Raw genomic sequence first — 23,931 nt, 5'->3', positions numbered from 1 at the left:
TGCCTAGTATCTAGGAGTGACCAGGAGAACCGTCCCCATGGTCACAATTTATTAATTTCGTCGACGAGGGTTTCCAGTGCGTTTCCCTTTTGGGATGCTTTCATGTTCTTTTTGAATTCGTATCTGTTTTTATAGACAGTGTTTACCTGTTCGATGAGTGTTTTTGCAGTCAGTTTTTCTTCTTCCAAGGTATGGGAGTATCCTTTTTCTTGGAAGGCCTTGGCATTTAAAATTTGGTCGCCTCTGCTCTGGTTTAATCCTAATGGAATAATCAGCATGGGGATATTTAAGGCGAGAAATTCAAAGATGGCATTTGAGCCGCCTCTTGTGATCACGATATCTGTCGCTGCTAAGATATCTGATAGTTCGTCATGAACATATTCAAATTGTTTATACCTTGGATGAGAGGATAATCTTTCATCTAGGTTATTTTTCCCGCACAAATGAACAATCTGGTAACTAGCTGTTAGTTGATCTAGTGATTGGCGGACTGCTTCATTTATTTTCTTTGCTCCTAAGCTTCCTCCCATAATCGTTAAAATCGGACTATGGTGATCAAACCCAAGAAACTCTCTTCCCTTTATCGCAGACCCGCTTAATATTTCTTTCCTAATGGGTGAACCAATATCAACTGCCTTATTTTCCGGAAAGAACTTTTTTGTTTCTTCAAAGGAAGTAAATATCCGCGTCGCAAATCTTTGTGAGATTTTATTCGCCAGGCCGGCGTCATGTCACTTTCATGAATATAAATCGGTATTCCTAAGGTTTTTGCACCGATGATGACAGGTACCGAAACAAATCCCCCTTTTGAGAATACTAAATCAGGCTTGATCTTTTTCAGCACCCTTCTCGCTTCAAAGCAGCCTTTTAGGACACGAAATACATCCACGAAATTTTCAAAGTCGATATATCTTCTAAGTTTCCCGCTGTTGATACCGAAGTAAGGAATATTAATTTTTTCAATTAGCTCTTTTTCAATTCCCTTTTTCGAACCGATATAATAGCGGTCCCAATTGTCCAGCTCATTAATCAAGGCAATATTGGGCGTTACATGCCCCGCAGAACCTCCACCGGTAAATACAATTTTTTTCTTTGGCATATATCCTCCTAATTCCTCATAGACCTATTATTCATTATACGTTAAATGAAATTTTCCTACATTTGTATTTGTGCATTGTCACATTTATTCCCTCCTCCTCGTCATGAGTAATGAAAATACCGACGGAGGTTATGTGATGACTAATAAATATGATGTTGTGATTATCGGCGGCGGAGTGGCTGGTTATGTGGCAGCAAATTATTTAGCGAAAACCAATTTATCGATATTAATTTTAGAAAAAGGAAAAAAAGCCGGCGGCAGAGCTCGGACTGATGTGATTCGTCAACAATATTTCAATGTTGGCCCGCATGCTATATATAAGAAAGGAAAAGCCAAAGCCATTCTCGAAGAATTAGATATACAACTAAATGGAGGATCTCCAAAGACCGATGCCATACTCGTTGAAAACAATTTGGAATACCAAGCGCCCTTTTCTCCTATCGGGCTATTGACTACTAGACTATTAAACGTGAAAGAAAGGTTGGAATGGGCCGGTGTTTTGTTAAAAGTTGTGTCAGCGGATACTGAAAAGCTAGCATATCAGACCTTCAAAAATTGGGTCCAGCTAGCAGCCCGTTCAGAAAAGATTCAATCCCTGCTGTATGTATTAGGAAGACTGGCGACGTATTGCCATGCCCCCGAACAGGCAAGTGCAAAAATCATCGTATCACAATTAAAGGCCGTCATGAGCGGTGTACTCTATCTTGATTACGGCTGGCAGACCCTCATCGACCAGCTCCATAATAAAGCGGTGATCTCGGGAATACAAATTCGGACCCATACATCCGTAAAACAAATAGATCTAATTGAACAGGACCATTTTCGATTGGTATTACCCCATAGTGAGGAAATCTTTGCGAAGAATGTGATATGTACAACAGGTCCTAAGGAACTAAATCTCATGTTAGGTGAACATTCTCCCAACTCCCTGAACCACTTTTTAACCAACCTGCAGCCGATAAAGGGTGCCACTCTTGATGTTGCATTAACACAGCTGCCAAATCCTAAAAAATTGTTTGTCCTAGGCTTAACTAATCCGCTCTATTTTTCCGTACATTCACCTATTGCTCGTCTATCAAATCACCACGGGAATGCGGTTCTTCATGTATTTAAATATTATTGTCCAGAAGAACCCATAAATGAAACAAGCGTTAGGACTGAACTTGAACAGTTCTTAGAAAAACTCCAGCCCAGATGGCAAAATTATCTCATCACCAGCCGTTTTATTCCTCAAATAATCGTAAATCAGCGCCTTCCTCAAGTTGGAGAGGAAGAAATGTTACAAGGTATGAAAACGGAAATTCCAGGTTTATACCTTGCGGGCGATTGGGCTTCTCCTGATTCAATTTTGTTAGAAGGAGCAGCGAGCAGCGGAAAACAAGCTGCGGAAGAAATCATTAAAAAAGAAATGGGTTGATAGTGTGCAGATTAGTAATGAGGATTACCAAGAATTTAAACCATTGTTGTTCTCCATTTGTTATCGTATGTTAGGTTCCATCACAGAAGCAGAAGACATTGTCCAAGAAACCTTTTTAAAAGCCTATCAAATAAAGGAGCAAAATCCAGATAACAAGAAAGCCTACCTATGCAAAATGGCGACAAATCGCTGTCTTGACGTATTAAAATCCGCACGGCACAAACGAGAAACTTACACCGGACCTTGGAATCCGGTGCCGTTACTGCTAGAAAAAACAGGTGAATTTGACCCTTCGGATGCTGTGCTGCAGAAAGAAGGATTGAGTATCGCCTATTTACGAATGATGGAGCATTTATCACCAGATGAACGCGCCGTGCTTCTATTAAAAGAGGTATTTACCTTTTCATATAATGAGATTGCTAGCATCATTGAAAAGAAAGAAGAAAACTGCAGGAAAATTTTCAGCCGGGCTAAGCAAAAGATTTCCCTAATCGAAGGGGAAAGCTTACATTATGAAAAAAATAAGTCTTTGGTGGATCACTTTATAAAAGCGTTTCAAGTTCAAAATAGAGACGCCTTATTAGAACTTTTATCCGAAAATGTCACACTTTACTCCGATGGCGGCGGAATCGTTAAGGCTGCTGTCCGGCCAATTGTATCCTCAGCCAATGTTCTCGCCTTCTTATTAGGTATTTTAAAAAATGTCCCTGAAGACTTCTACTTTGAAGTGAAAAATGTAAACGGCCAGCCCGCCATCATCAATCACATAAACGGCTCCATTCAAAGCATCATCAGCTTCTCTATCACAAACGGAAAAATCAACGAAATCTATCTCACCCTAAATCCAGAAAAACTTCCTGGATAGGGGGACCGGGGGGACGGTTCTCCTGGTCTTTTTTTCATTTGGATGGCACCTCGGGGCATCCGCCAAGTAAAAGCCAATGATTGTGACCACGAGAACCGTCCCCATGCCCATCTACCAACTATTACCAAAAAAATGACCGCGAGAACCGTCCCCACGGCATTTTTTCACAGACTGAATTTCGGTAAAAGCGCTTGCATTTTTTGAGAATGCTATTATAATACTTGTATACAAGTATTCTTGTATTATAATAAGAGGGTGAACTTATGATAGAATCAAAGGAATTTTTATATCCCGAAAAGAGTCTTTCGAAGGCTTCTGCTGGTGAACGTGTTGCAAGTGAACTTAGAATGCGTATCATTTCTGGCTCTGTTGAAAGCGGCACCATCCTATCGGAGAATAAACTAGCTGCGGATTTTGCTGTAAGCCGATCACCGATTCGTGAAGCATTAAAAATCCTCGCAGCTGAAAATCTTATTCGCTTAGAAAGAATGGGCGCAGTTGTGATTGGTTTAACCAAAAAAGAAATACAGGAGATCTATGAAGTCCGTCTCCTCATTGAAACATTTGTGTTTGAACGTCTTTTAAAGATGGAAACCACTCAACTATCACGAGAACTGGGTAAAATACTAGAGATGATGAAAGTTGCGATTAGATATCGCGATGCTGACGAATTTGCCCTGCAGGACGTCTTATTCCATGAAACGATTATTCGTTCCATTAACCATTCTCATATGCTGATGATTTGGAATAACCTAAAACCTGTGATGGAATGCTTAATTCTATTATCGATGCGTTTCCGGCTAAAAGAAGAGTACGAAGACTTTACCAGGGTTATTAGAAATCACGAGATTTATATTGAAGCGATCGAATCGAAGGATCGAGGGCTGATGCTCGAATCTCTACATTTAAACTTTGATGATGTACAAGTTCAAGGAACGGTTGATGACCTTTGGTTGTCACAGCAATTGCTGGCAAAAGGGTCTCCGCAAAAAACGGACTAAGCAAAATAGCTTACATCATACAACTAGACATAGAACAGCACGGAGGAATTAAAATGCCATTAATAATTGTAGCGTTAGGAATTATCGCCCTGCTAATTTTGATCATGGGCTTGAAATTAAACACCTTTATTTCATTAATCATCGTATCGTTTGGTGTGGCGTTAGCCCTTGGAATGCCATTAGAAGAAGTAGTTAAAACGATTGAAGCCGGATTAGGAGGAACACTTGGTCACATTGGGTTAATCTTTGGACTTGGTGCCATGCTAGGTAAGTTAATCGCTGATTCCGGCGGTGCCCAGCGAATTGCGATGACGCTTGTAAAAAAATTCGGTGAAAAAAATACGCAATGGGCAGTAGTCGTCGCCTCTTTCATTATCGGTATCGCGTTATTTTTTGAAGTAGGTTTAGTATTATTGATTCCAATTGTCTTTGCGATTTCAAGAGAATTGAAAGTTTCTATTCTTTCACTTGGTATTTCAATGACTGCGGCATTATCGGTCACTCATGGTTTCTTGCCGCCTCACCCAGGGCCAACAACAATTGCTGGTGAACTAGGTGCCGACATTGGTGAAGTATTACTTTATGGTTTTATTGTTGCTGTACCTACCGTGATTCTAGCGGGTCCAGTTTTTACAAAATTTGCGAAAAAGCTTTTACCGGAGTCATTTAAAAAAATGGGCAGCATTGCCTCATTAGGGGAACAAAAGTCATTTAAATTGGAAGATACACCGAGTTTCGGCATTAGTGTTTTCACAGCTTTGCTTCCAGTTATTTTAATGTCGATTGCGACCATTATTACCCTGCTTCAAAAAACATTAGGCTACGAAGATAATACAGTATTAGAAGTGATCCGATTTATCGGTGATGCTGGAACGGCTATGTTGATTTCGCTGTTATTTGCAATTTATTCTATGGGAATTGCTAGAAAGATTCCGATGAAAGATGTTATGGAGTCCTGTACACAAGCCATTCTGCACATTGGAATGATGCTATTAATTATCGGCGGCGGCGGCGCCTTCAAGCAGGTATTAATTAACGGCGGTGTGGGTGACTATGTAGCAGAATTATTTAAAACAACTACGTTATCACCGATTATCCTTGCTTGGATCATCGCAGCCATTTTACGTATTGCATTAGGTTCTGCTACCGTTGCAGCCTTAACAACAGCAGGTTTAATCATTCCTATGTTAGGACAAAGTGATGTTAACCTTGCGCTGGTCGTACTTGCAACAGGTGCAGGAAGTGTTATTGCTTCCCATGTTAACGATGCTGGTTTCTGGATGTTCAAAGAGTATTTTGGGTTGAGCATGAAAGAAACATTTGCAACCTGGACGATGGTTGAAACGATTATTTCCGTAGCGGGACTTGGATTTATTCTATTGTTAAGCTTATTTGTATAAAAATTCCTGCCGTGAAAACCCTCTTTTCGAGAGGGTTTTACGGCGTAATCTTAAATTAGAGGAGCGAAATGAAATGTTACATACAATCGGTGTTATTGGTTTGGGAGTTATGGGCAGTAATATTGCTTTAAATATGGCGAATAAAGGTGAACAAGTGGCGGTCTATAATTATACGAGAGATTTGACTGACAAGCTTGTGGGAAAGCTTGATGGACAGAGCATTACTCCCTACTATGAAATTCAAGATTTTGTTCAGTCATTAGAGACTCCGAGAAAAGTCTTTATGATGGTTACGGCCGGTAAAGCAATTGATTCGGTGATTGCGTCGTTAGTACCACATCTTGAAGAAGGCGACGTCATTATGGATGGCGGTAACTCCCATTACGAAGATAGTGAACGCAGGTATGATGAGTTGAAGTCCAAGGGAATCGGATATATAGGAATTGGGATTTCTGGCGGCGAGGTGGGCGCATTAACTGGACCTTCGATTATGCCAGGCGGTGATAAAGAAGTTTACGAAAAAGCTGCACCCATTCTTACAAAAATAGCAGCTCAAGTGGACAATACCCCTTGCTGTGCGTATATGGGTCCAAAAGGTGCCGGTCACTTCGTGAAAATGGTACACAACGGCATCGAATACGCCGATATGCAGCTCATCGCTGAAGCCTATACCTTCTTACGCGAAAAATTGGAACTGCCTCTTGAAGAAATTGCGGATATCTTTGAAACCTGGAATCAGGGTGAACTGAAAAGTTATTTAATCGAAATTACGGCTGAAATTTTACGAAAAAAGGATGAAATTACAGGCTTACCGCTGATTGACGTGATTTTGGATAAAGCCGGCCAAAAAGGCACTGGTAAATGGACCAGTATCCAAGCGATTGATAACGGCATCCCTGCATCGATTATCACGGAGTCGGTATTTGCACGATACATCTCTGCTTTAAAAGAGGAACGGGTACAGGCACAATCCATTCTTACAGGTCCTAAGAACAAAAAGCAGCAATTGGATAAAAATGAATGGATTGACTACATTCGACAGGCGTTATATATGGGGAAGGTTTGTGCCTACGCACAAGGATTCACTCAATATAAAATGACTTCTGAAGCGTTCGGCTGGGATTTGCCGTTAAAGGATATAGCGCTGATTTTCCGCGGCGGCTGTATCATTCGTGCAGAATTCCTAAACGTTATCAGTGAAGCCTATCAGGAAAACCCAACACTCGAGAATCTATTAATCTCTCCATATTTCTCTGAAAAGGTAATAGATTACCAAATGGGCTTACGAAAAGTAGTATGTGAAGGAATCAATTCTGGTATTTCATTCCCATGTTTAAGTGCTTCCCTCACCTATTTTGACAGCTATCGCAAAGGCAGCTCCAATGCCAGCCTGCTCCAAGCACAACGTGACTACTTCGGTGCACACACCTACGAACGCAACGATCTAACAGGAGTTTTTCATACAAACTGGTAAGCTAAAAGACCAAGGGGACGGTTCTCTTGGTCTTTTTTTCATTTCTGAGAGCATGGCGTATGGGGACGAATGGGGGCACAGGGACCGTTCTGCTGGCAATAAAAGACCGGTAGAACCGTCCCTGTGCCCCCTTTCCCCACGTTCCAAAAAGGATTTTCAGAGGTTTTTAGAGAAATTATGTAGTATCTAATAACAATATTGAGTGTTTGCAGGTGATGCTATGAAGATATCAGTTGAAGAGATAAGCTATGAACAGCCAGAGGAAATCCTGATTCGCTGTCATGATTAAAAGGCATAGGCAAATTCAACCCTGAAGAAACGTATTGATAAAATACAGCTAGCAAGGAAATTGACCGCGAGAACCGTCCCCATGGTCACCTGGTCACCCCCTCGGACACCAAAAAAAGACCAGGAGAACCGTCCCCATGGTCTTTTTGTCTTTTATGCTTCTCCCATTTTAAGTCCTTCGATGTCGTGGGCTTGGACGATGATTTCGAGTTCGTCGACTAGGCGGCACATTAGGTGTTTTTTCAGGTCTTCTGGTAAGGTGTTGTAAAATTTCTTTGTGATTTGCAGGTCGTGTCTTTCATGGTTGTTTGCTCCAGGTGCATCCACACCTAAAACAAGTACTGGTCTTGCTTTATCGGAATGGTTTGTAGTTCCGCGGTGAATGGTTAAGGCTGAACGGACTGAAATATCGCCCATCTTTGGCATTTTCTGCTCAGCTAACCCCTGATAACGGGAATACAAATCCTTAGATGGGAACATTTCGTATTCAAACTCACTGCCATCATCCCACTGCGTTCCAGGGGCAATTTCAAATGGTCCCATATCTGGTTCTACATCGATTGTCGTCAAGTTGAAAGCAAGAGAATTCAATCTTCTTCCTTTAACTGTGTCAACTGGAGCTGGGAAATCACGGTGCCATGGCTGGTTTACAGCACCTGGATTTGGTACGTCAAACCCAATTTCGACAATTTTATACTCAGGTCCAAGCACGGTTTCACAAACTGCCTTCACCCATGGGTGTGTTACGATATCGACGAAGCCGCGGATATTTTCCGGATGGATTTCCACGTAGTGGCGTTTCGGGCCGCGCGGTACTGTACCGCCTTCTCTTTGAAGAGCATCCTTATAAAGCACGTCGATGTCTTCCGCAAGCTGAGCGATCAATTCGCGGTCGTAAGCACCTTTTAAGCCGTGAATTCCAGGACCGTAAAGAGCTCCCATAATTTCAGCAGGTTCGTAAACTACATTTGTTTTTTGAGAATCTTTCGTCATAGTCATGATAAATTCCTCCTATAAAGTAAGTATTTTAATAAAATACGAGATGGCTGATTTAATCGGTTTTCTTCTTTATAAAAACACTTTTCTGATTCATTAGCTGTGCTTGAATAATAACAATCGCTAACAGAAAGGTTCCTCGAATGACAGGCTGCCACCAAGAATCCAGTGTTCCTTGCAGGTTAATGACGTTCAATACCACACCCAAAAGCATGACACCGACAAATGTTCCAAACACTCCGCCGCGTCCGCCTACAAGAAGTGTTCCGCCAATGACGACGGCTGCAATCGCGTCCAACTCCCACATGTTACCTGCAACCGGCTGTGCAGCTCCGCCCAGACGGCCGGCAAGAATAATTCCTGTGAACCCTGCCAATGCACCGCTCAAGGCATAAACCATAATTTTCATTCGGTCGACACGAATTCCCATCAGGCGGGTAGCATCCTCGTTGCCGCCAATCGCATATACATTTCGGCCAAATTTCGTTTGATGAAGAATGAAGGAAGCTAATCCTAAAATGATCACAAAAATCCACACCGGATTTGGAATTCCGATAAATGCTCCATTGCCTAAATCAAGGAAGAACTGTTTTTGTTCCGGAACAACCGAGATGGTCTTTTCCTCTGTAAACGCATAAATAAATCCTCTGACTCCAATCATCATCGCAAGAGTCACAATGAAAGGTTCCATTCTAAGTTTTGCAATAATCCATCCATTGATACAACCTAACAGTGTTGTAATCAAAATCGGTACCAGTACGGCAGCGAAAATACCGTAAGGCGAAAGTGTTGCCGCCATTACGCCGCCAAGTGCAAGCAATGAACCAACCGATAAATCGATGCCTTTCATTAAGATGACAAATGTCATTCCAATCGCGACGATCCCGATCATACTGTTTTGTTTTAAAATATTCATGATATTTAGGCTGGTTAGGAAGTTATCGTATTTAATAGAAGCAAAAATAATCAGCAGCACTAAGGCAAGTAAGGCACCCTGCTTTTGAAAAAATGCTCCAGGATTTCCAATCAGTTTGTTTGTAGGCTGATTCGCTATTGTTTTCAACGGTAAGCACCTCCCTGCTATTTATTTTCTCTTTGAAGGTAAATGGCTCCTACGATAATCACGGCTTTGATTACCAATGAATACGAGTACGGAATGTTGTTCATATTGAAGGTGGCCGTGATGATTCCCATTAGAATCGCACCAAATACCGTTCCCCAAATAAATGGCTTTCCGCCTGTCATTAATGTTCCGCCTACGACAACGGCTGCGATAGCGTCCATTTCGATCAATTCACCGATTCTGGTTGCATCCGCCGCGGCCAGCCTTGCTGTTTCAATCATTCCAGCTAGTGCTGCTAGAGCTGCTGCAGCAATATAAACAATCATTTTGACCTTTTTAACATTTACACCAGCCAGAGCTGCTGCCTTTTCATTGTCACCAATCGCTTCAATATAACGGCCAAACGTCATATAGCGGATGATGATAAACGCCGCAATAGCCACTAAAAACATGAGAATGACCGGGACAGGAATGCTCAAGATCTTCCCTTTTCCAATCCATTCAAAGGCAGGATTAGAAAAAGTAACAAGATAACCGTCCGTCATTACCTGCGCTATTCCTCTGCCAGCGATCATGATCGCCAGGGTTACAACAATGGGCTGTACTCCCAGATAGGAAATAATCGCGCCATTGAATAAGCCAATACATGCACAAATTAAGATGGTGCCTATAATAATCACAAAAATATTATAATCAAGCAGGAAAGTAGAAACGACTGCTCCAATAGCCATTACCGCACCAACAGAAAGGTCAATGCCTCCAGTGGCAATTACCAGTGTCATCCCAATGGCAACAAGTGCCGTGGTGGATACATGCAGGAGGATATTCCATATGGTGGCAGCTGCTAAAAAGTTATCTGTAAAGATACTGTTCAACGAGAAGAGAATCAAAATGACAATCGGCAGCGCAAACGTTTTGACTAGGTCTTTATTAGAAGAAATCCGCGCCTTTTTTGCAAAAGGAGGATTGATTTGTGCTGTTTTTACATTAGACTCTTGCATATTGATCCTCCTCTCTGGTTTCTTCGGAATAATGGTTTTCAACAATGACTTTCATGATATTATCCTGGGTTCGTTCCTTCCCTGTTAACTCACCGATTTTCCTGCCTTCCCTCAAGACCACAATCCGATCAGAGTTGTGAATCAGTTCATCAAATTCAGAAGAAATCAAGAGGATGCTTAAGCCATCGCGGGAAAGGTCACTAATCAGTGAATGAATCTCTGATTTCGCCCCGACATCAATGCCTCGTGTCGGCTCGTCTAGAATAAGCAAACTTGGATTAAGAGCAAGCCACCTTGCCAGTAAAACTTTCTGTTGATTACCGCCGCTCAAATTTTTAATTTTTTGATCGGCACTAGGCGTTTTAATGCCCATTCTCTCGATAAACTCATTAACAACCTGATCTTGTTTCTTTCTTGATACAAAACCAAAGGAAGAAAAGTTTTTAAGATTGGCCAGCGTGATGTTCTCTCTAATCGACATGTTTGGAATAATACCTTCTGCTTTTCGGTCCTCCGTACACATCGCAACACCGGATTTAATCGCATGACCTGGTGATTTGAATTTCATGGATTGTTCTTGATAAGTTAAGCTGCCGCCATCAGGGGAAGTAACACCCGCGATAACCTTCGCTGTTTCCGTCCTTCCAGAACCAAGGAGACCCGCTAAACCAAGAACCTCGCCCTTACGTAATTCAAAACTCACATCCGTAACCCGATTTCCTTGTTTTACATTTTCAAGGGAGATGACAATTTTTTCATTCGATTTGTTTACCACTTCTTTCATCTTGGTCAACTGCGCGGCTTCCGCTTCGCTCTTCCCAATCATCGAAGCAATCAATTGATTTTGCGAAAGTTCACTAATCGGCCATGTTCCCACAAAGGAACCGTCACGCAGAATGGTAATTCGGTCGCAAACCGTATAGATTTCATCGAGCCTGTGACTGACAAAAATGATCGAAACATTGTCTCTTTTTAACTTTTCAATCACCTTGAAAAGGACTTCAACCTCTTTATCATCCAGGGAAGAGGTAGGTTCATCCATGACGACCAGCTTCGCTTTCATGGAAATCGCTCTGGCAATGGAAACCATTTGTTGGAGGGCCGTGCTATAGGTATTAACCGGTTTCCTGACATCAATGGAAATTCCCATATTACTCAGCACTTCACTAGCGTCCTTATGAGCTTTTTTCCAATCAATCGTTCCAAATCTTGTTTTTGGCTCTCGGCCTACAAATATATTTTCTGTAACACTTAAGTAAGGAATGAGACTAACCTCTTGGTAAATGGTACTAATCCCCGCCAATTGGGCATCGATGGGTGTTTTAAAGGCTACCTGCTGTCCATCTAGAGAAATACTTCCTTCATTATGATGATAAACACCTGTCAAAATTTTGATCAGAGTGGATTTACCTGCACCATTTTCACCCATTAAGGCATGAACCTCGCCTTTATTAATCTCTAACTCTACCCCTTTTAACGCTTTTACACCCGGGAATTCCTTTACGATGTTTTCCATTTTAAGCAACAGCTCTGTACCCATTTGCTTCCCCCTTTCCTTTCGCAAGGATCACATGTGCGATCCTTGCGAAATACAGGATGTTGTTAATATGCTTCTTTTACGAAATCTTTCGCATTGGACTTATCAAAAAAGCGGTCCTCGATAATAATCTCTTTTTCTACTTCTTTGCCATCTTCTAGGTCCTTGATTACATCAAATACACTTGGTCCGAAGAATGGAGAACTCTCAACCGTTGCACCCATTTCACCATCAATGATTGCCTGCAGGGCATCTTTTGTTCCATCCACAGAGACAATGATGATATCTTTTCCTGGTACTTTTCCAGCTGCTTTGATGGCATTAATTGCGCCAATCGCCATCTCATCATTATGTGCGTAAACCGCGGTAATCTTATCGCCTTCGGATTGAAGCAGGTTCTCCATAACCTTTTGTCCATTCGCACGTGCGAAGTCACCTGTTTGTGAAGCGATAACCTTCATGTCTGGAGCCTTTTCCTTCAGCCTGTCACCAAATCCTTTTTGACGATCCATTGCTACGGAAGAACCAGAAGTTCCTGTTAATTCAACAATATTTCCTTTACCGCCCATTTCTTCAATCAGCCAATCAGCAGCTTTTTGCCCTTGTTCGATGAAATTAGAACCTAGGAAACTTACATAATCCTTTCCAGCTTCTCCAGCTACTTTTCTATCAACAAGAATGACAGGAATATCTGCCTTTTTAGCCGTTTCTAACGCAGGTGTAAGTCCTTCAAATTCGCGGGGAGCTAGAATAATATAATCGACTCCCTGTGCGACCATATCCTCAACATCAGAGATTTGTTTTGCTGTATCACTTTGCGCATCAGAGTAAACCATCTTAATGCCGCGCTTCTCAGCTTCTTCACGGATACTCTTTGTTTCCGCAATCCTCCATGGATTATTGTTTTCCATCTGAGACCAGCCAACAACCAATTCACCATCATCCCCTGCAGTGTTTGTTGCTGCCCCGCTCGTATCTGACCCGCTCGAACAACCAGCCAAAGCAATCATTGCAGCAGAGAACAACGGAATTAAAAACTTCTTTTTCATTTTGATTTCCTCCTCATTTTCCCTAAATTAATTTTTATAAAATGAATAAGTATAACCAGGTGACTGAATATTTAGTTTTATTAACAACTCATAAACCCTATAACTTTTTGGGTAGTAAATATTATAAAATGAATAACAATTACTGTTTGCGGAATCAACAGCCGATCCGCGGCCTAAAAGCGATAGAATAAACCCTTTTCAACTGTGAATACCCTTACAATTCATTTTAAAGAATATTCTGAATAAATTATGTAAAAAAATTCACCCTCAAAAAGGAGGCAATTACGATAAAAATGCGGTAATACAAGTGTTTTAGGTCATTTATCATGTTCCAATATCTTTCCAACTGGGACATTCCACTCACTATTACCGATTTTTTGTTTCAAACATAAACACTGTAACTAAATGATAAAGTCTCCCCTTAAAAAGGTCAATCCTTTTTATGTAAAAATTTTAAGTTTTTTCTAAATTATTTTAATATATAATTTATAACTCTACTTATACAAAAAACCATAAAAAAAAGTCACCTTTATCACAATAAATTGTAATAAAAGAGACCTTTTGAAACCTGCTTAGGAATAGATAATTCTCATTAAAATGTCCTGATCATAATCCCCAAACCCTTTACCAAATAAGTTAATTCCCCCAACATTCACAGCATCACCTTTAACGCCAACTCTTAACTTAATAAAATGCTGCTGAAAAATATCAATATCCTCTAGTGTGATCGGTGAAACTTTAACATCATCTAAATAGCTGCCAGTATCGTCTACCTTCCAATTCTTTAACAATCCGTACTGGGTATGGTTATCCCGGAGCCACGTCGGGTTTAGTTTCCCTCTTCGATCACCGAAGTCGCCTGGGCATGTCCACGTACATATCTCTACATCATTAATCCAGAGTGTAATATCGGATGGCCAATGATGATCATAGTTTGGCGCCTCTGAGCAAAGCTCCATTGAAAATTGAAGCGACTCGATATTAGCACTGCTGGAAACTGACCTTGGAAAACGATACTCAAGAAAGCCCTGACGCAGCCAGATTAATTGAGCTGAAGTCCGATCTGGATGATAAAATAAGGAAAGATCATCCTCCACTCCTTTTTGGTTGATGATTCCGCATGTAGGTGTAATTTCACAATCAACATAATGCCCAATCGGCATCTCTAATTCATAATAATGTTTTGGGTCATTGTGGCCAATATTCATATTTAGAACCATATGAATATCATCAAAATTTCTTGAGCAAACCTTCATCTTTCCCCGAGTAGCTGACTGTATCTCCGTTTTGATAAGTCCCGAAACTTCTAAAACCTTTATATTAGACGCAATCGTTGAAACAGGGAGCTCTAGCTTTTCAGCGATCTCTAGAATATTTAACTTTTGAAAGTTGAGTAATTTTATAATTGAAATCCGAATATCTGATGCCAAGGCATGTGCTACTTTAATAAGGCGATCAGATTCGTCGATGGTTAACTCTAGCAATTTTTACCCTCCCATCATTTTTTAAATTTTTTTAATATTATACAGTTTTTTATGGTAAAAAACACTGTTTTATTTGTAAACGGTTTCGCGTCATTCCAGAGCTGCTAAAAATTCAGATTGTCGTGTGACTGTTTTTATTGTATAGTAAAAATGCAATCGTTTGCATAGGTGGTTATTGACATTTGTAAGCGATTACTATCTTAAAATAAATAGATTAAGAAGTTTCTATATTATGTTCTGAAAGGAATCTAACTAGTAGATTTTTGGAACCTTGAAGGACATGCTTCTTCTTTTTTTATAATTTGCGCAAACGATTGCACACTAGGGTACTCTAAGAGTAACAGACCTCTTTCGCAATTGACTCCCAGACAACCGCTCTTATCCTTCCCTATCAATAATTTAAAGGGGGTATATCAGTTAATGAAAAAAAGCACAAAAAGGACTTTCTCCGTGATTATGACGGTCGTTATGCTTCTCGGCTTGTGGATTCCTTATCTCCCAAGCCTGGAAGCTTCTGCGGCCGAGGAGACGGCGGAGACATCGGCTTCAACTGAACGCGAGATTCGGTTCACGTACATCCGTGAAGATAAGACATTTGGCGACTGGAATATTTGGACTTGGAATACGGGTGTCGCTGATGGTCAAGTGAATTTTGATTCCTATAACGACAAATATGCCAGCGTTAGTATTCCCGTAAGCTCAGAAACCACCCAAATGGGCTTTGTCCTTCGCAGCACCTATGACTGGAATACAGCACAGAAGGAATTTGGCGACCGATTCATTCCGGTTAATAAGAATGATAGTATTACAAAAGCTTACATTACAAGTGGAGTGGAACAAATCCGTATCGTTCCTGATGGATCCTCCCCTGTTATTGATAAGGGAAATGCGTCGTTCTATTATCGCGATAAACTACTTTTTGCAAACGATGCTATGGACACCATCGAAAAAGTAGAATTAAAATTTGATGGCAAAACAACACCAATGACGTTTGAACCAGAGAATGAGAGATTTGTCGTCACATATAACAACATTCCAAATGGCAAAAACGAATATTCCTACCTTGTGACCAAAAAAGATGGCACAACGGAAGAAGTCAGTGATCCTTACAACACTGTTGACGGAGTTTCTTTTATAGACTTCCAGAAAGCTGATTTGACGGTGACAGGCACCATTCAGCCTGCACTGGTTGACTATAATCAAAATGCCGTTCTCTCTGTTGATGTAGAGGGCTTGACGGATGAACTGAAAGTCAGCAAAATGTTTGCCGACATCTCTTCCCTTGGCGGACCTGAGAAGCTTGAGATTGACCCGGCTCTGAAGGAAATCACCATTGCCGTGGATGACGATATCCCAGCGGGAACGAAAACAATTCCTCTTACTGTGATTGACTCCTATGGAAACTACTATACTAGTTCTACTTCAGTTGAGGTGAAAGCCCGCCAGGCCGTGGGGGAAAGTGACTTTGACTGGGATGAAAGCATCATCTATTTCATGCTGACAGACCGCTTCTTTGATGGCGATGTGTCAAACAACGACCCTTATAACCAGAATTATGATGCCAAAGGCGACCGCGGAACCTACCAGGGCGGAGACTTTAAAGGCATCACTGAAAAATTGGATTACTTGGACGAGCTTGGGGTTAACACCATCTGGATCTCTCCAATTGTCGACAATATTAAGTACGATGCGCGCTATAACAACCCGGAAGGACATTCTTACTATGCTTACCATGGCTACTGGGCAAACAATTTTGGAGAATTGAACCCACACTTTGGCAGTATGGAAGATTTCCATCAACTGATAGACTCCGCCCATGAACGCGGCATCAAAATCATGCTCGACGTGGTAGTAAATCATACGGGTTATGGATTAAAAGAGATAGATGGAACTGTAGCAAATCCGCCGTCAGGCTACCCAACGGACGAAGACCGAGCAGTATTCAGCTCCCTTCTCCGCCAAGGTTCGAATGTTGGAACTGATGAGGTTGTTGGGGAACTCGCAGGCCTTCCTGATTTAAAAACGGAAGATCCAGCTGTAAGAAAAGCAATCATTGACTGGCAGACAGACTGGATTGAAAAGTCTAGAACAGATAAAGGAAATACCATCGACTACTTCCGTGTAGATACTGTAAAACACGTGGAAGATGCTACTCTAATGGCTTTTAAAAATGAACTGACTAAAATCATGCCAGAACACAAAATGATTGGTGAATTCTGGGGCGGCAGTGCCGATAATAAAGGCGGATATCTTGAGTCAGGAATGATGGATTCCCTGCTCGACTTTGGTTTTAAAGACATCGCCCACAATTTCGTTAACGGCAGCCTAAAGGGTGCAAACGATGCCCTGATTGCACGCAATGAAAAAATCGATAATACTGCATCTCTTGGCCAATTCCTAGGAAGCCATGACGAAGATGGGTTCCTGTTCAAGGAAGGAAATGACGAAGGCAAGCTGAAGCTGGCAGCCTCTCTGCAGGCAACAGCCAAGGGTCAGCCGGTTATCTATTACGGCGAAGAGCTTGGCCAAAGCGGCGCGAACAACTATCCACAGTATGACAACCGTTATGACCTTGCCTGGGATCAGGTAGAAAACAATGATGTCCTTGAACACTATACAAAGGTCTTGAACTTTAGAGCTGATCATTCTGAGGTGTTTGCAAAAGGTGAACGCTTGACAATCGGAGGCTCTGACGGCGACAAGTTCCTTGTTTTTGCAAGAAACTACGAAAACGAAGCAGCCTATGTCGGCTTGAACATTGCAGACAGCCCTAAGGAAGTTACTTTTACCCTGGACGCAAAAGACGCAGTGGTGACAGACCATTATTCAAACAAAACTTACAGTGCTTCGGAAAATGGAACCGTTACTTTGACCATCCCTGGAAAAGCTGATGGCGGTACAGTTCTGCTTACCGTTGATGGCGGAAACATTACTGATGCAAAAGCTGCTGACAGTGAAGATGGTGATGGCAGTGTAGAACCAGTTCCTGCAAATCACCTTCGTATCCACTACAACCGTAGTGACGGTAATTATGAAAATTACGGTGCATGGCTGTGGAATGATGTTGCTTCCCCTTCTGCCAACTGGCCGGTTGGAGCGACGATGTTTGAAAAAACAGACATCTACGGTGCTTATATTGATGTGCCGCTTAAAGAAGGCGCGAAAAACATTGGATTCTTGGTTATGGATATAACCAAAGGTGATGCTGGTAAAGACGGCGGAGACAAAGGCTTCACCATTACATCACCAGAAATGAACGAAATCTGGATCAAACAAGGATCCGACACAGTTTACAACTATGAGCCTGTAGATTTGCCGGAAAACACAGTCCGTATCCATTATGTTCGTGACAACAGTGATTATGGAAATTACGGCGCATGGCTCTGGGGTGATGTGGAATCACCATCTGCCAACTGGCCGACAGGTGCAACGCTTTTCTCTGGTACAGACCGCTACGGTGCGTATGTTGACGTGAAGCTTGCACAAGGTGCGAAAAGCCTTGGATTCCTTGTGATGGATGTAACCAAAGGCGATACTGGTAAAGATGCTGGAGACAAGTCCTTCAACCTGCTGGACAAATACAATCATCTATGGATTAAACAAGGTGACAACAATGTCTACATCTCTCCATATTGGGAGCAGGCAACAGGAATCACGAAAGCAGAAGTCATTTCTGAGAATAGTATTCTGCTAGGTTTTACGATGACAGATGGTTTGACACCAGATGGTTTGAAGGAAGCACTGGAAATCAAGGATGCTGACGGCGGAGCAGTATCAATTGAATCTGTTGAAATTACAAGTGCTTCTTCAGCAAAAGTAACAGCTTCCTTCGACCTTGAAAAACTTCCATTATCCGTTACTTATGCAGGCAGAACTGTTTCAGCTACGACGGGCTGGAGAATGCTAGATTCTATGTACGGATACGATAGAAATGACCTGGGTGCGACTTATAAAGACGGCTCTGTAACTCTGAAACTTTGGGCCCCAAGAGCTAGCAAGGTTGTGGCAAACTTCTTTAATAAAGATAATGCAGCGGAGCAAATCGGCACGGTAGAGCTCACAAAGGGTGAAAAAGGAATTTGGTCTATTGAGGTTGATCCGGGCAACTTGGATATAGCTGATTTAAAGGGTTATTTTTACCAATATGAAGTAACCAATGATGGAGTAACCAACAAAGTTCTTGATCCTTATGCCAAGTCAATGGCAGCTTTTACGGTCAATACGAAAGGTGAAGCGGGTCCTGATGGAGATACTGTCGGCAAGGCAGCGATTGTTGACCTGAGTGGCACAGACCCGAAAGGCTTTGATTTTGCAAAAATTAAAGGCTATGAAAAACGCGAAGATGCCATCATCTACGAAGCACATATTCGTGACTTTACTGCGGACCCATCGATCGAAGGGGATTTAAATGCCCGTTGGGGATCCTATAGAGCCTTTATTGATAAACTCGATTATCTGAAGAAAATGGGCGTCACACATGTCCAGCTGCTTCCTGTTATGGCTTGGTATTATGGCGATGAAACGAAAATGGGCCAGCGAGAGCTGAACTACTCCGCTGGAGGAAATGAATACAATTGGGGCTATGACCCTCATAGTTACTTCTCTCCAGACGGTGCTTATTCTCTAGATCCAAGCAATCCTGAGAAGCGCGTGAAAGAGTTGAAAGAATTGATTGATGGTATTCATGATGCTGGGATGGGTGTTGTTCTTGATGTCGTTTACACGCATATGGCAAAAGCAAGCATGTTAAATGATATTGTTCCAAACTACTTTGCTTTCCAAGACGATAAGGGCAACTTCCTTGGCGGCTTCGGAAACAACCTGGCAACTAGCCATAAAATGGCTGAAAAGCTGATGGTCGACTCGGTTAAATACTGGTTTGATGAGTATAAAATCGACGGCATGAGGTTTGACATGATGGGTGATGCTACCTATCCTTCCATCCAAAATGCGTATGATGCCGCAGCTTCCATCAATCCAGATGCCCTGTTCATCGGTGAAGGCTGGAGAACATTTGCCGGTCATATCGGCGAGCCTGAGCTAAAAGGAATGGGCGCGGACCAGGATTGGATGGATAAGACGGATAATGTGGGAGTATTCTCTGATGAAATCCGCAATGAGTTGAAATCTGGCTTCGGTTCAGAAGGCGAGCCACGATTCATTACTGGCGGAGCAAGAAGCATTGATACAATTTTTAATAACATTAAAGGCCAGCCGTCTAACACAGCTGAGGATGATCCTGGCGATATGGTTCAATATATTGAGGCACATGACAACCTGACACTTTATGATGTTATCGCCCAATCAATTAAGAAAGATCCTTCTATTCCGGAAAACAACCTGGAAATCCATAAACGGATCCGGATTGGAAATTCCCTGATTCTGACTTCACAGGGAACCGCCTTCCTCCATGCAGGACAGGAATACGGCCGGACCAAGCAATGGCTCGGTGAAGGGGTGCCTGAGCAGAAATACCATGAACTAAAAGATGAGCAAGGTAAGTCATTTGGATACTTTATTCACGATTCTTATGATTCATCCGATGCCATCAATATGTTTGACTGGCAGAAGGCTGTGAATAAGAAAAAATATCCAATCAATACAGAGACGCGCGAATTTACTCAAGGTTTGATTGAACTAAGGAAATCAACCAACGCTTTCCGTTTAGGCGACCAGCAGCTAGTGAACCAAAATGTGAGTTTGCTTGACCTGCCTGAAATAAAGGATACAGACCTTGTGATTGCGTACAAAGCTGTTTCCACGGACGATACTGGAAGCTATTATGTGTTCGTCAATGCCGATACTGAGACACGCACTTTGACACTTGGAGACGTTAACCTCTCTAAAGGCAAGGTAGTAGTCGACAGCGACGAAGCAGGCAAAACCCCAGTTTCCAAAAAGTCAGGCTTCACACTTAAGAATGGATCACTGACCATTGATCCATTAACAACAATCGTAATCAAAGTGGCCGACAATCCTGGTAAAAGCAAATAGGATAAACCGAACATAAACAAAAGAGACCATGCTTTTTGCATGGTCTCTCTTTGTTGTCCAAGGTTTCCGTGGGAGGGGTGACCGTGGGGACGGTTCTCCTGGTCCTATTTAGTTTAGTAGTGACCACACGAACCCTCCCCATGGTCCCAACCAATGAAAATAAGCATAAGAATATACAATATAGATAGGAGTTGATTTCTTGAGCCAATTCAAACCTGAAAAACTATCGGTAGAGTTCACGAACGGTGTTACCGCCAAGGGGCCAATTATTCAAAGACGTTACACACTAACTCACTCTGATGTAACAGGTGAATTATTTTTAACCATTGGAACTCAGTATGCCTGGGATAAAATCAATCCTGCTATGAGAGATGAAGTATTAGGCGAATGGAGATTTAACGGAAACTCTTTACTTTACTGCGTTTATCTTTATATCGACCAAGGCGAATATAACGAAAATACAGCAGCCAAACGCACCGAAATCTTTAGACGTGAATTACCTCTTGCACTGACAGCCATTCGATATGGCGATAGGCTTCTATTTGATACCTATCCTCTCCTCGATCATGCATCCATAATCGTCACCTTCATGTCCAGCTACCCTCACCTAGCAAAACAAGAGAATTGGGGAACCTTCGAGAAAAGACCATAGGGACGGTTCTGCTGGCAATAAAAGACCGGCAGAACCGTCCCCATGGTCACTTAGTTTTTCAATAGAGTTAGGTGCCCAACGATTTCTTTTGCTTCAAACTTCTCCATCGGCGGCAGTGCTATAACGGTCAATGAACCGGATTTAATTTCGGTTAATCCACTATCATGAATACTGAAAAACCCTTTATTTTCTAACTTCTCAAGCTCAGTTTGTTTGCCCTTTAAAATAATTTTCTTCATGCCTGTCTGTACCCATTCTACAAAGTCTTGGTGTCTATCAGGGAAAGGAGATTGTGGAGAAAGCATGTTAATTGTGCTAAGTGTTGCCGCATGAGCCACTTGGGCAGCTGTTTTCCCCTTCGACATGATTAAATCTTGATTTACAATAAAATATTGAACCAGGTCACGTTTATCCATCTTTATGATCATTCCTTTATTATCGATATCTTTCTATCATACAAGCTATGCTTCTTTTGGAAAACTAACTTAAACCCGGATTTTAGAAACGCCTTAGTCGTAGTTCGATTCTCATCACTTCGCTAGTGACCAAGAGAACCGTCCCCATGTCCCGAAAGCGATGAAGGATTATTTTCTTTAGCTTCATCTGCCTTAATGTTGTAATTACCGTTATTATCCATCTAATTTTTTCTATGATAATATTATTATATTTAATATAATTTTTTTGTAGGATTCAGGTGTTTAAAAACCTCGTTTATAAATGTTTAGCGTCCATTAGTGAATTGTATATGATTGAAGCATAATAACGTGTAATGAAAAGGCATCTCATGCATGTTCTAAAAAGGCAGGTGAAAAAGGTGGATATTGAAAAAATTCATAGTAAAAATGTTTTGTTAATCCGTATTTTATGGGGCTGCTTTATTCTGTGTATGTTGGTCCAAATTTTAAAACATAAAGATCCTCAGTTTATCGGGATGCTTTTCGGAAGCGGGATATTAGTTTGTGGCACCATATCCATTTTCGTTTTGAGAAAACAGTTTATTAAGCAAACCATGTATTTATGTGTACTGGGGATGTCATTTGTTACCTTTGTACTAATTGATTTTGAACCGGTAATCTCTAACTTTTATCTCATTTTTTTAGTCATTTTTATTTTAACTTTATATCATGATTACCGTCCCGTCATTTTTATGAGCATTCTTAGTATTTTTATTGGTGCTTATTTTTATCAACTCGAAGAGCGTCTTAATTATACTTATCGTGATGGTGACTTTTCTTACTTTTTATTTACACTTGCTGTTACCTTTCTCGTAGCCTTCCTGCAAATTCGCTATAGTAGAGCGGTTGAAAGAGATGATCATGCGAAAAAGGAAGAAGTACGAAAGGATAACGAACAACAAATTTTAGCCCTTATCAATTCTATGCCCGATTTAATTTATATACAGGATGGCAGCGGAAAATTTACTGAAATGAATCATTATGCCAAAGCCCTATTTAAATTGGAAAACATTGATTATAAAAATAAACATCTAGACGAACTTTTCTTCCAAAATGAATGGTTTAGAAATTTCCAAAATTGCTTTTCGAACGATGAAATTTCTTGGGAGAAAGGCACTCCTTATCGATTCGATTTGGAGCTGTCGATAGAAAATCAATTCTACGCTATTTTCGATATCATAAAAGTTCCTACTTTCTTTTCAGATGGCAGCCGGAAAAGTTTATTAGTGATTGGCCGCGATATTACAGAACAAAGGAAGGCATATGACCTGGTACTAAGATCAGAAAAGCTTGCAGTCGTTGGTGAGCTTGCTGCGGGTGTTGCCCATGAAATCAGAAACCCTCTCACCTCCATCAAAGGGTTTTTGCAGTTAGCTGAACAAAACCGAGAATATGATCACCAATACGTACAAATCATGTTAAGTGAAATATCGAGAATGGAGTCGATTGTTTCTGAATATCTATCATTGGCAAAACCAAATCAAAACTCACCTAAATCTCCTCATGATATTGTTACTCTCATTAGAAATGTGATTACTCTATTTGAGAGTCAAACAAACTTGAGAAATATTATGATTCACTCAGAATTAAATCATTCTTACCAAATCATGTGTAACCCAAATGAGATTAAACAAGTGTTGATTAATATTTTTCAAAATGCGCTTGAAGCGATTGGAAGTAACGGAGACATTTTTATCAATTTACGGGATGTCCCAGAAGGTGGAGTAGAAATTACCTTTGTTGACAATGGATGCGGAATTGAGAAAGAACGATTACGGAAGATTGGCGAACCCTTCTTTTCAACCAAGGAAAAGGGAACAGGGCTTGGGTTATTAACTTCGAACCGTATTATTGAAAAACATAATGGAACGATTAAGATTAGCAGTGAGGTCAATAAAGGTACAGAAGTCAGAATTACTTTGCCTACAGTCAGCTAAATTACCACACAAACCAATGTTCATCTAAAAAACAGCACCTTTTTGTAAAATGGTGCTGTCGGGCTGTCGAGAAACCTCGACAGCCTTTTTAATAACTTTAACATCGGACCACGTTTTTCTAATATTATTGTCGTACAATCCTCAAGATCCCGGATGAAGGACATATCCTACTGGCGGCGCTTACGATTTGTCCTTAAGACCCCGGATGAAGGACATATC

15 protein-coding genes and 1 pseudogene are annotated in these 23,931 nt (G+C 41.3%); 8 read left to right on the top strand and 8 right to left on the bottom strand.

Going from position 1 to position 23,931, the window contains the following annotated elements; translation table 11 throughout:
• Positions 1–41: 41 nt before the first annotated feature.
• A pseudogene (locus tag SFC47_RS24305) lies at positions 42–1,099 on the bottom strand (undecaprenyldiphospho-muramoylpentapeptide beta-N-acetylglucosaminyltransferase).
• Positions 1,100–1,235: 136 nt separating this feature from the next.
• Here SFC47_RS24305 and SFC47_RS24300 point away from each other — a divergent pair.
• From SFC47_RS24300 to gnd, 5 genes are all read left to right on the top strand, one after another.
• Positions 1,236–2,516, top strand: a complete 1,281-nt coding sequence (locus SFC47_RS24300) for a phytoene desaturase family protein (RefSeq protein WP_411257143.1) — start codon at positions 1,236–1,238, stop codon at positions 2,514–2,516.
• Positions 2,517–2,520: 4 nt separating this feature from the next.
• Complete coding sequence (locus SFC47_RS24295) at positions 2,521–3,381, top strand: RNA polymerase sigma-70 factor (protein ID WP_411257142.1); 861 nt, start codon at positions 2,521–2,523, stop codon at positions 3,379–3,381.
• Between the two features lie 263 nt (positions 3,382–3,644).
• Positions 3,645–4,382 (top strand): GntR family transcriptional regulator, encoded by a 738-nt coding sequence (locus tag SFC47_RS24290; protein ID WP_411257141.1) that lies wholly within the window; start codon positions 3,645–3,647, stop codon positions 4,380–4,382.
• A gap of 53 nt (positions 4,383–4,435) precedes the next feature.
• Entirely contained in the window at positions 4,436–5,782 is a 1,347-nt protein-coding gene (locus tag SFC47_RS24285; protein WP_411257140.1) for a GntP family permease, read from the top strand.
• 73 nt (positions 5,783–5,855) lie between these two features.
• Positions 5,856–7,256 carry a decarboxylating NADP(+)-dependent phosphogluconate dehydrogenase gene (gene gnd / locus SFC47_RS24280; RefSeq protein ID WP_411257139.1) on the top strand — a complete coding sequence of 467 codons (1,401 nt, stop codon included), beginning with the start codon at positions 5,856–5,858 and terminating at the stop codon, positions 7,254–7,256.
• Between the two features lie 441 nt (positions 7,257–7,697).
• On the opposite strand, the gene SFC47_RS24275 is transcribed toward gnd, so the two are convergent.
• From SFC47_RS24275 to SFC47_RS24250, 6 genes are all read right to left on the bottom strand, one after another.
• Positions 7,698–8,543 carry a phytanoyl-CoA dioxygenase family protein gene (locus tag SFC47_RS24275; RefSeq protein ID WP_411257138.1) on the bottom strand — a complete coding sequence of 282 codons (846 nt, stop codon included), beginning with the start codon at positions 8,541–8,543 and terminating at the stop codon, positions 7,698–7,700.
• Between the two features lie 52 nt (positions 8,544–8,595).
• A complete protein-coding gene (locus tag SFC47_RS24270; protein WP_411257137.1) occupies positions 8,596–9,603 on the bottom strand; it encodes an ABC transporter permease in 1,008 nt (335 codons plus the stop codon).
• Between the two features lie 17 nt (positions 9,604–9,620).
• Complete coding sequence (locus SFC47_RS24265) at positions 9,621–10,604, bottom strand: ABC transporter permease (RefSeq protein WP_411257136.1); 984 nt, start codon at positions 10,602–10,604, stop codon at positions 9,621–9,623.
• Positions 10,591–12,144: a sugar ABC transporter ATP-binding protein gene (locus SFC47_RS24260; RefSeq protein ID WP_411257135.1), complete on the bottom strand. Its 1,554-nt coding sequence runs from the start codon at positions 12,142–12,144 to the stop codon at positions 10,591–10,593. The genes SFC47_RS24265 and SFC47_RS24260 overlap by 14 nt, the downstream gene beginning before the upstream one ends.
• Before the next feature lie 62 nt (positions 12,145–12,206).
• On the bottom strand, positions 12,207–13,190 hold the full coding sequence (locus SFC47_RS24255; RefSeq protein ID WP_411257134.1) for an ABC transporter substrate-binding protein: 984 nt from the start codon (positions 13,188–13,190) through the stop codon (positions 12,207–12,209).
• 572 nt (positions 13,191–13,762) lie between these two features.
• Positions 13,763–14,674 carry an ArsR/SmtB family transcription factor gene (locus tag SFC47_RS24250; protein WP_411257133.1) on the bottom strand — a complete coding sequence of 304 codons (912 nt, stop codon included), beginning with the start codon at positions 14,672–14,674 and terminating at the stop codon, positions 13,763–13,765.
• Positions 14,675–15,142: 468 nt separating this feature from the next.
• Here SFC47_RS24250 and SFC47_RS24245 point away from each other — a divergent pair, with 468 nt between their 5' ends.
• Together SFC47_RS24245 and SFC47_RS24240 are read left to right on the top strand one after the other, a co-directional pair.
• On the top strand, positions 15,143–20,668 hold the full coding sequence (locus tag SFC47_RS24245; protein WP_411257132.1) for a pullulanase: 5,526 nt from the start codon (positions 15,143–15,145) through the stop codon (positions 20,666–20,668).
• Positions 20,669–20,867: 199 nt separating this feature from the next.
• Positions 20,868–21,320, top strand: coding sequence for a staygreen family protein (locus tag SFC47_RS24240; RefSeq protein ID WP_411257131.1), 453 nt, complete (start codon positions 20,868–20,870; stop codon positions 21,318–21,320).
• A 50-nt stretch (positions 21,321–21,370) separates the two neighbouring features.
• On the opposite strand, the gene SFC47_RS24235 is transcribed toward SFC47_RS24240, so the two are convergent.
• A complete protein-coding gene (locus SFC47_RS24235) occupies positions 21,371–21,748 on the bottom strand; it encodes an aminoacyl-tRNA hydrolase (protein ID WP_411257130.1) in 378 nt (125 codons plus the stop codon).
• 341 nt (positions 21,749–22,089) lie between these two features.
• Here SFC47_RS24235 and SFC47_RS24230 point away from each other — a divergent pair, with 341 nt between their 5' ends.
• Positions 22,090–23,712, top strand: coding sequence for an ATP-binding protein (locus SFC47_RS24230; RefSeq protein ID WP_411257129.1), 1,623 nt, complete (start codon positions 22,090–22,092; stop codon positions 23,710–23,712).
• The last annotated feature ends 219 nt before the right edge of the window (positions 23,713–23,931 follow it).

The sequence above is a fragment of the Neobacillus niacini genome, from assembly GCF_046591715.1.
In the GTDB taxonomy this organism is placed as follows: Bacteria; Bacillota; Bacilli; order Bacillales; family Cytobacillaceae; genus Neobacillus; species Neobacillus niacini_L.
This window is presented reverse-complemented; position numbering and strand designations above follow the sequence as displayed.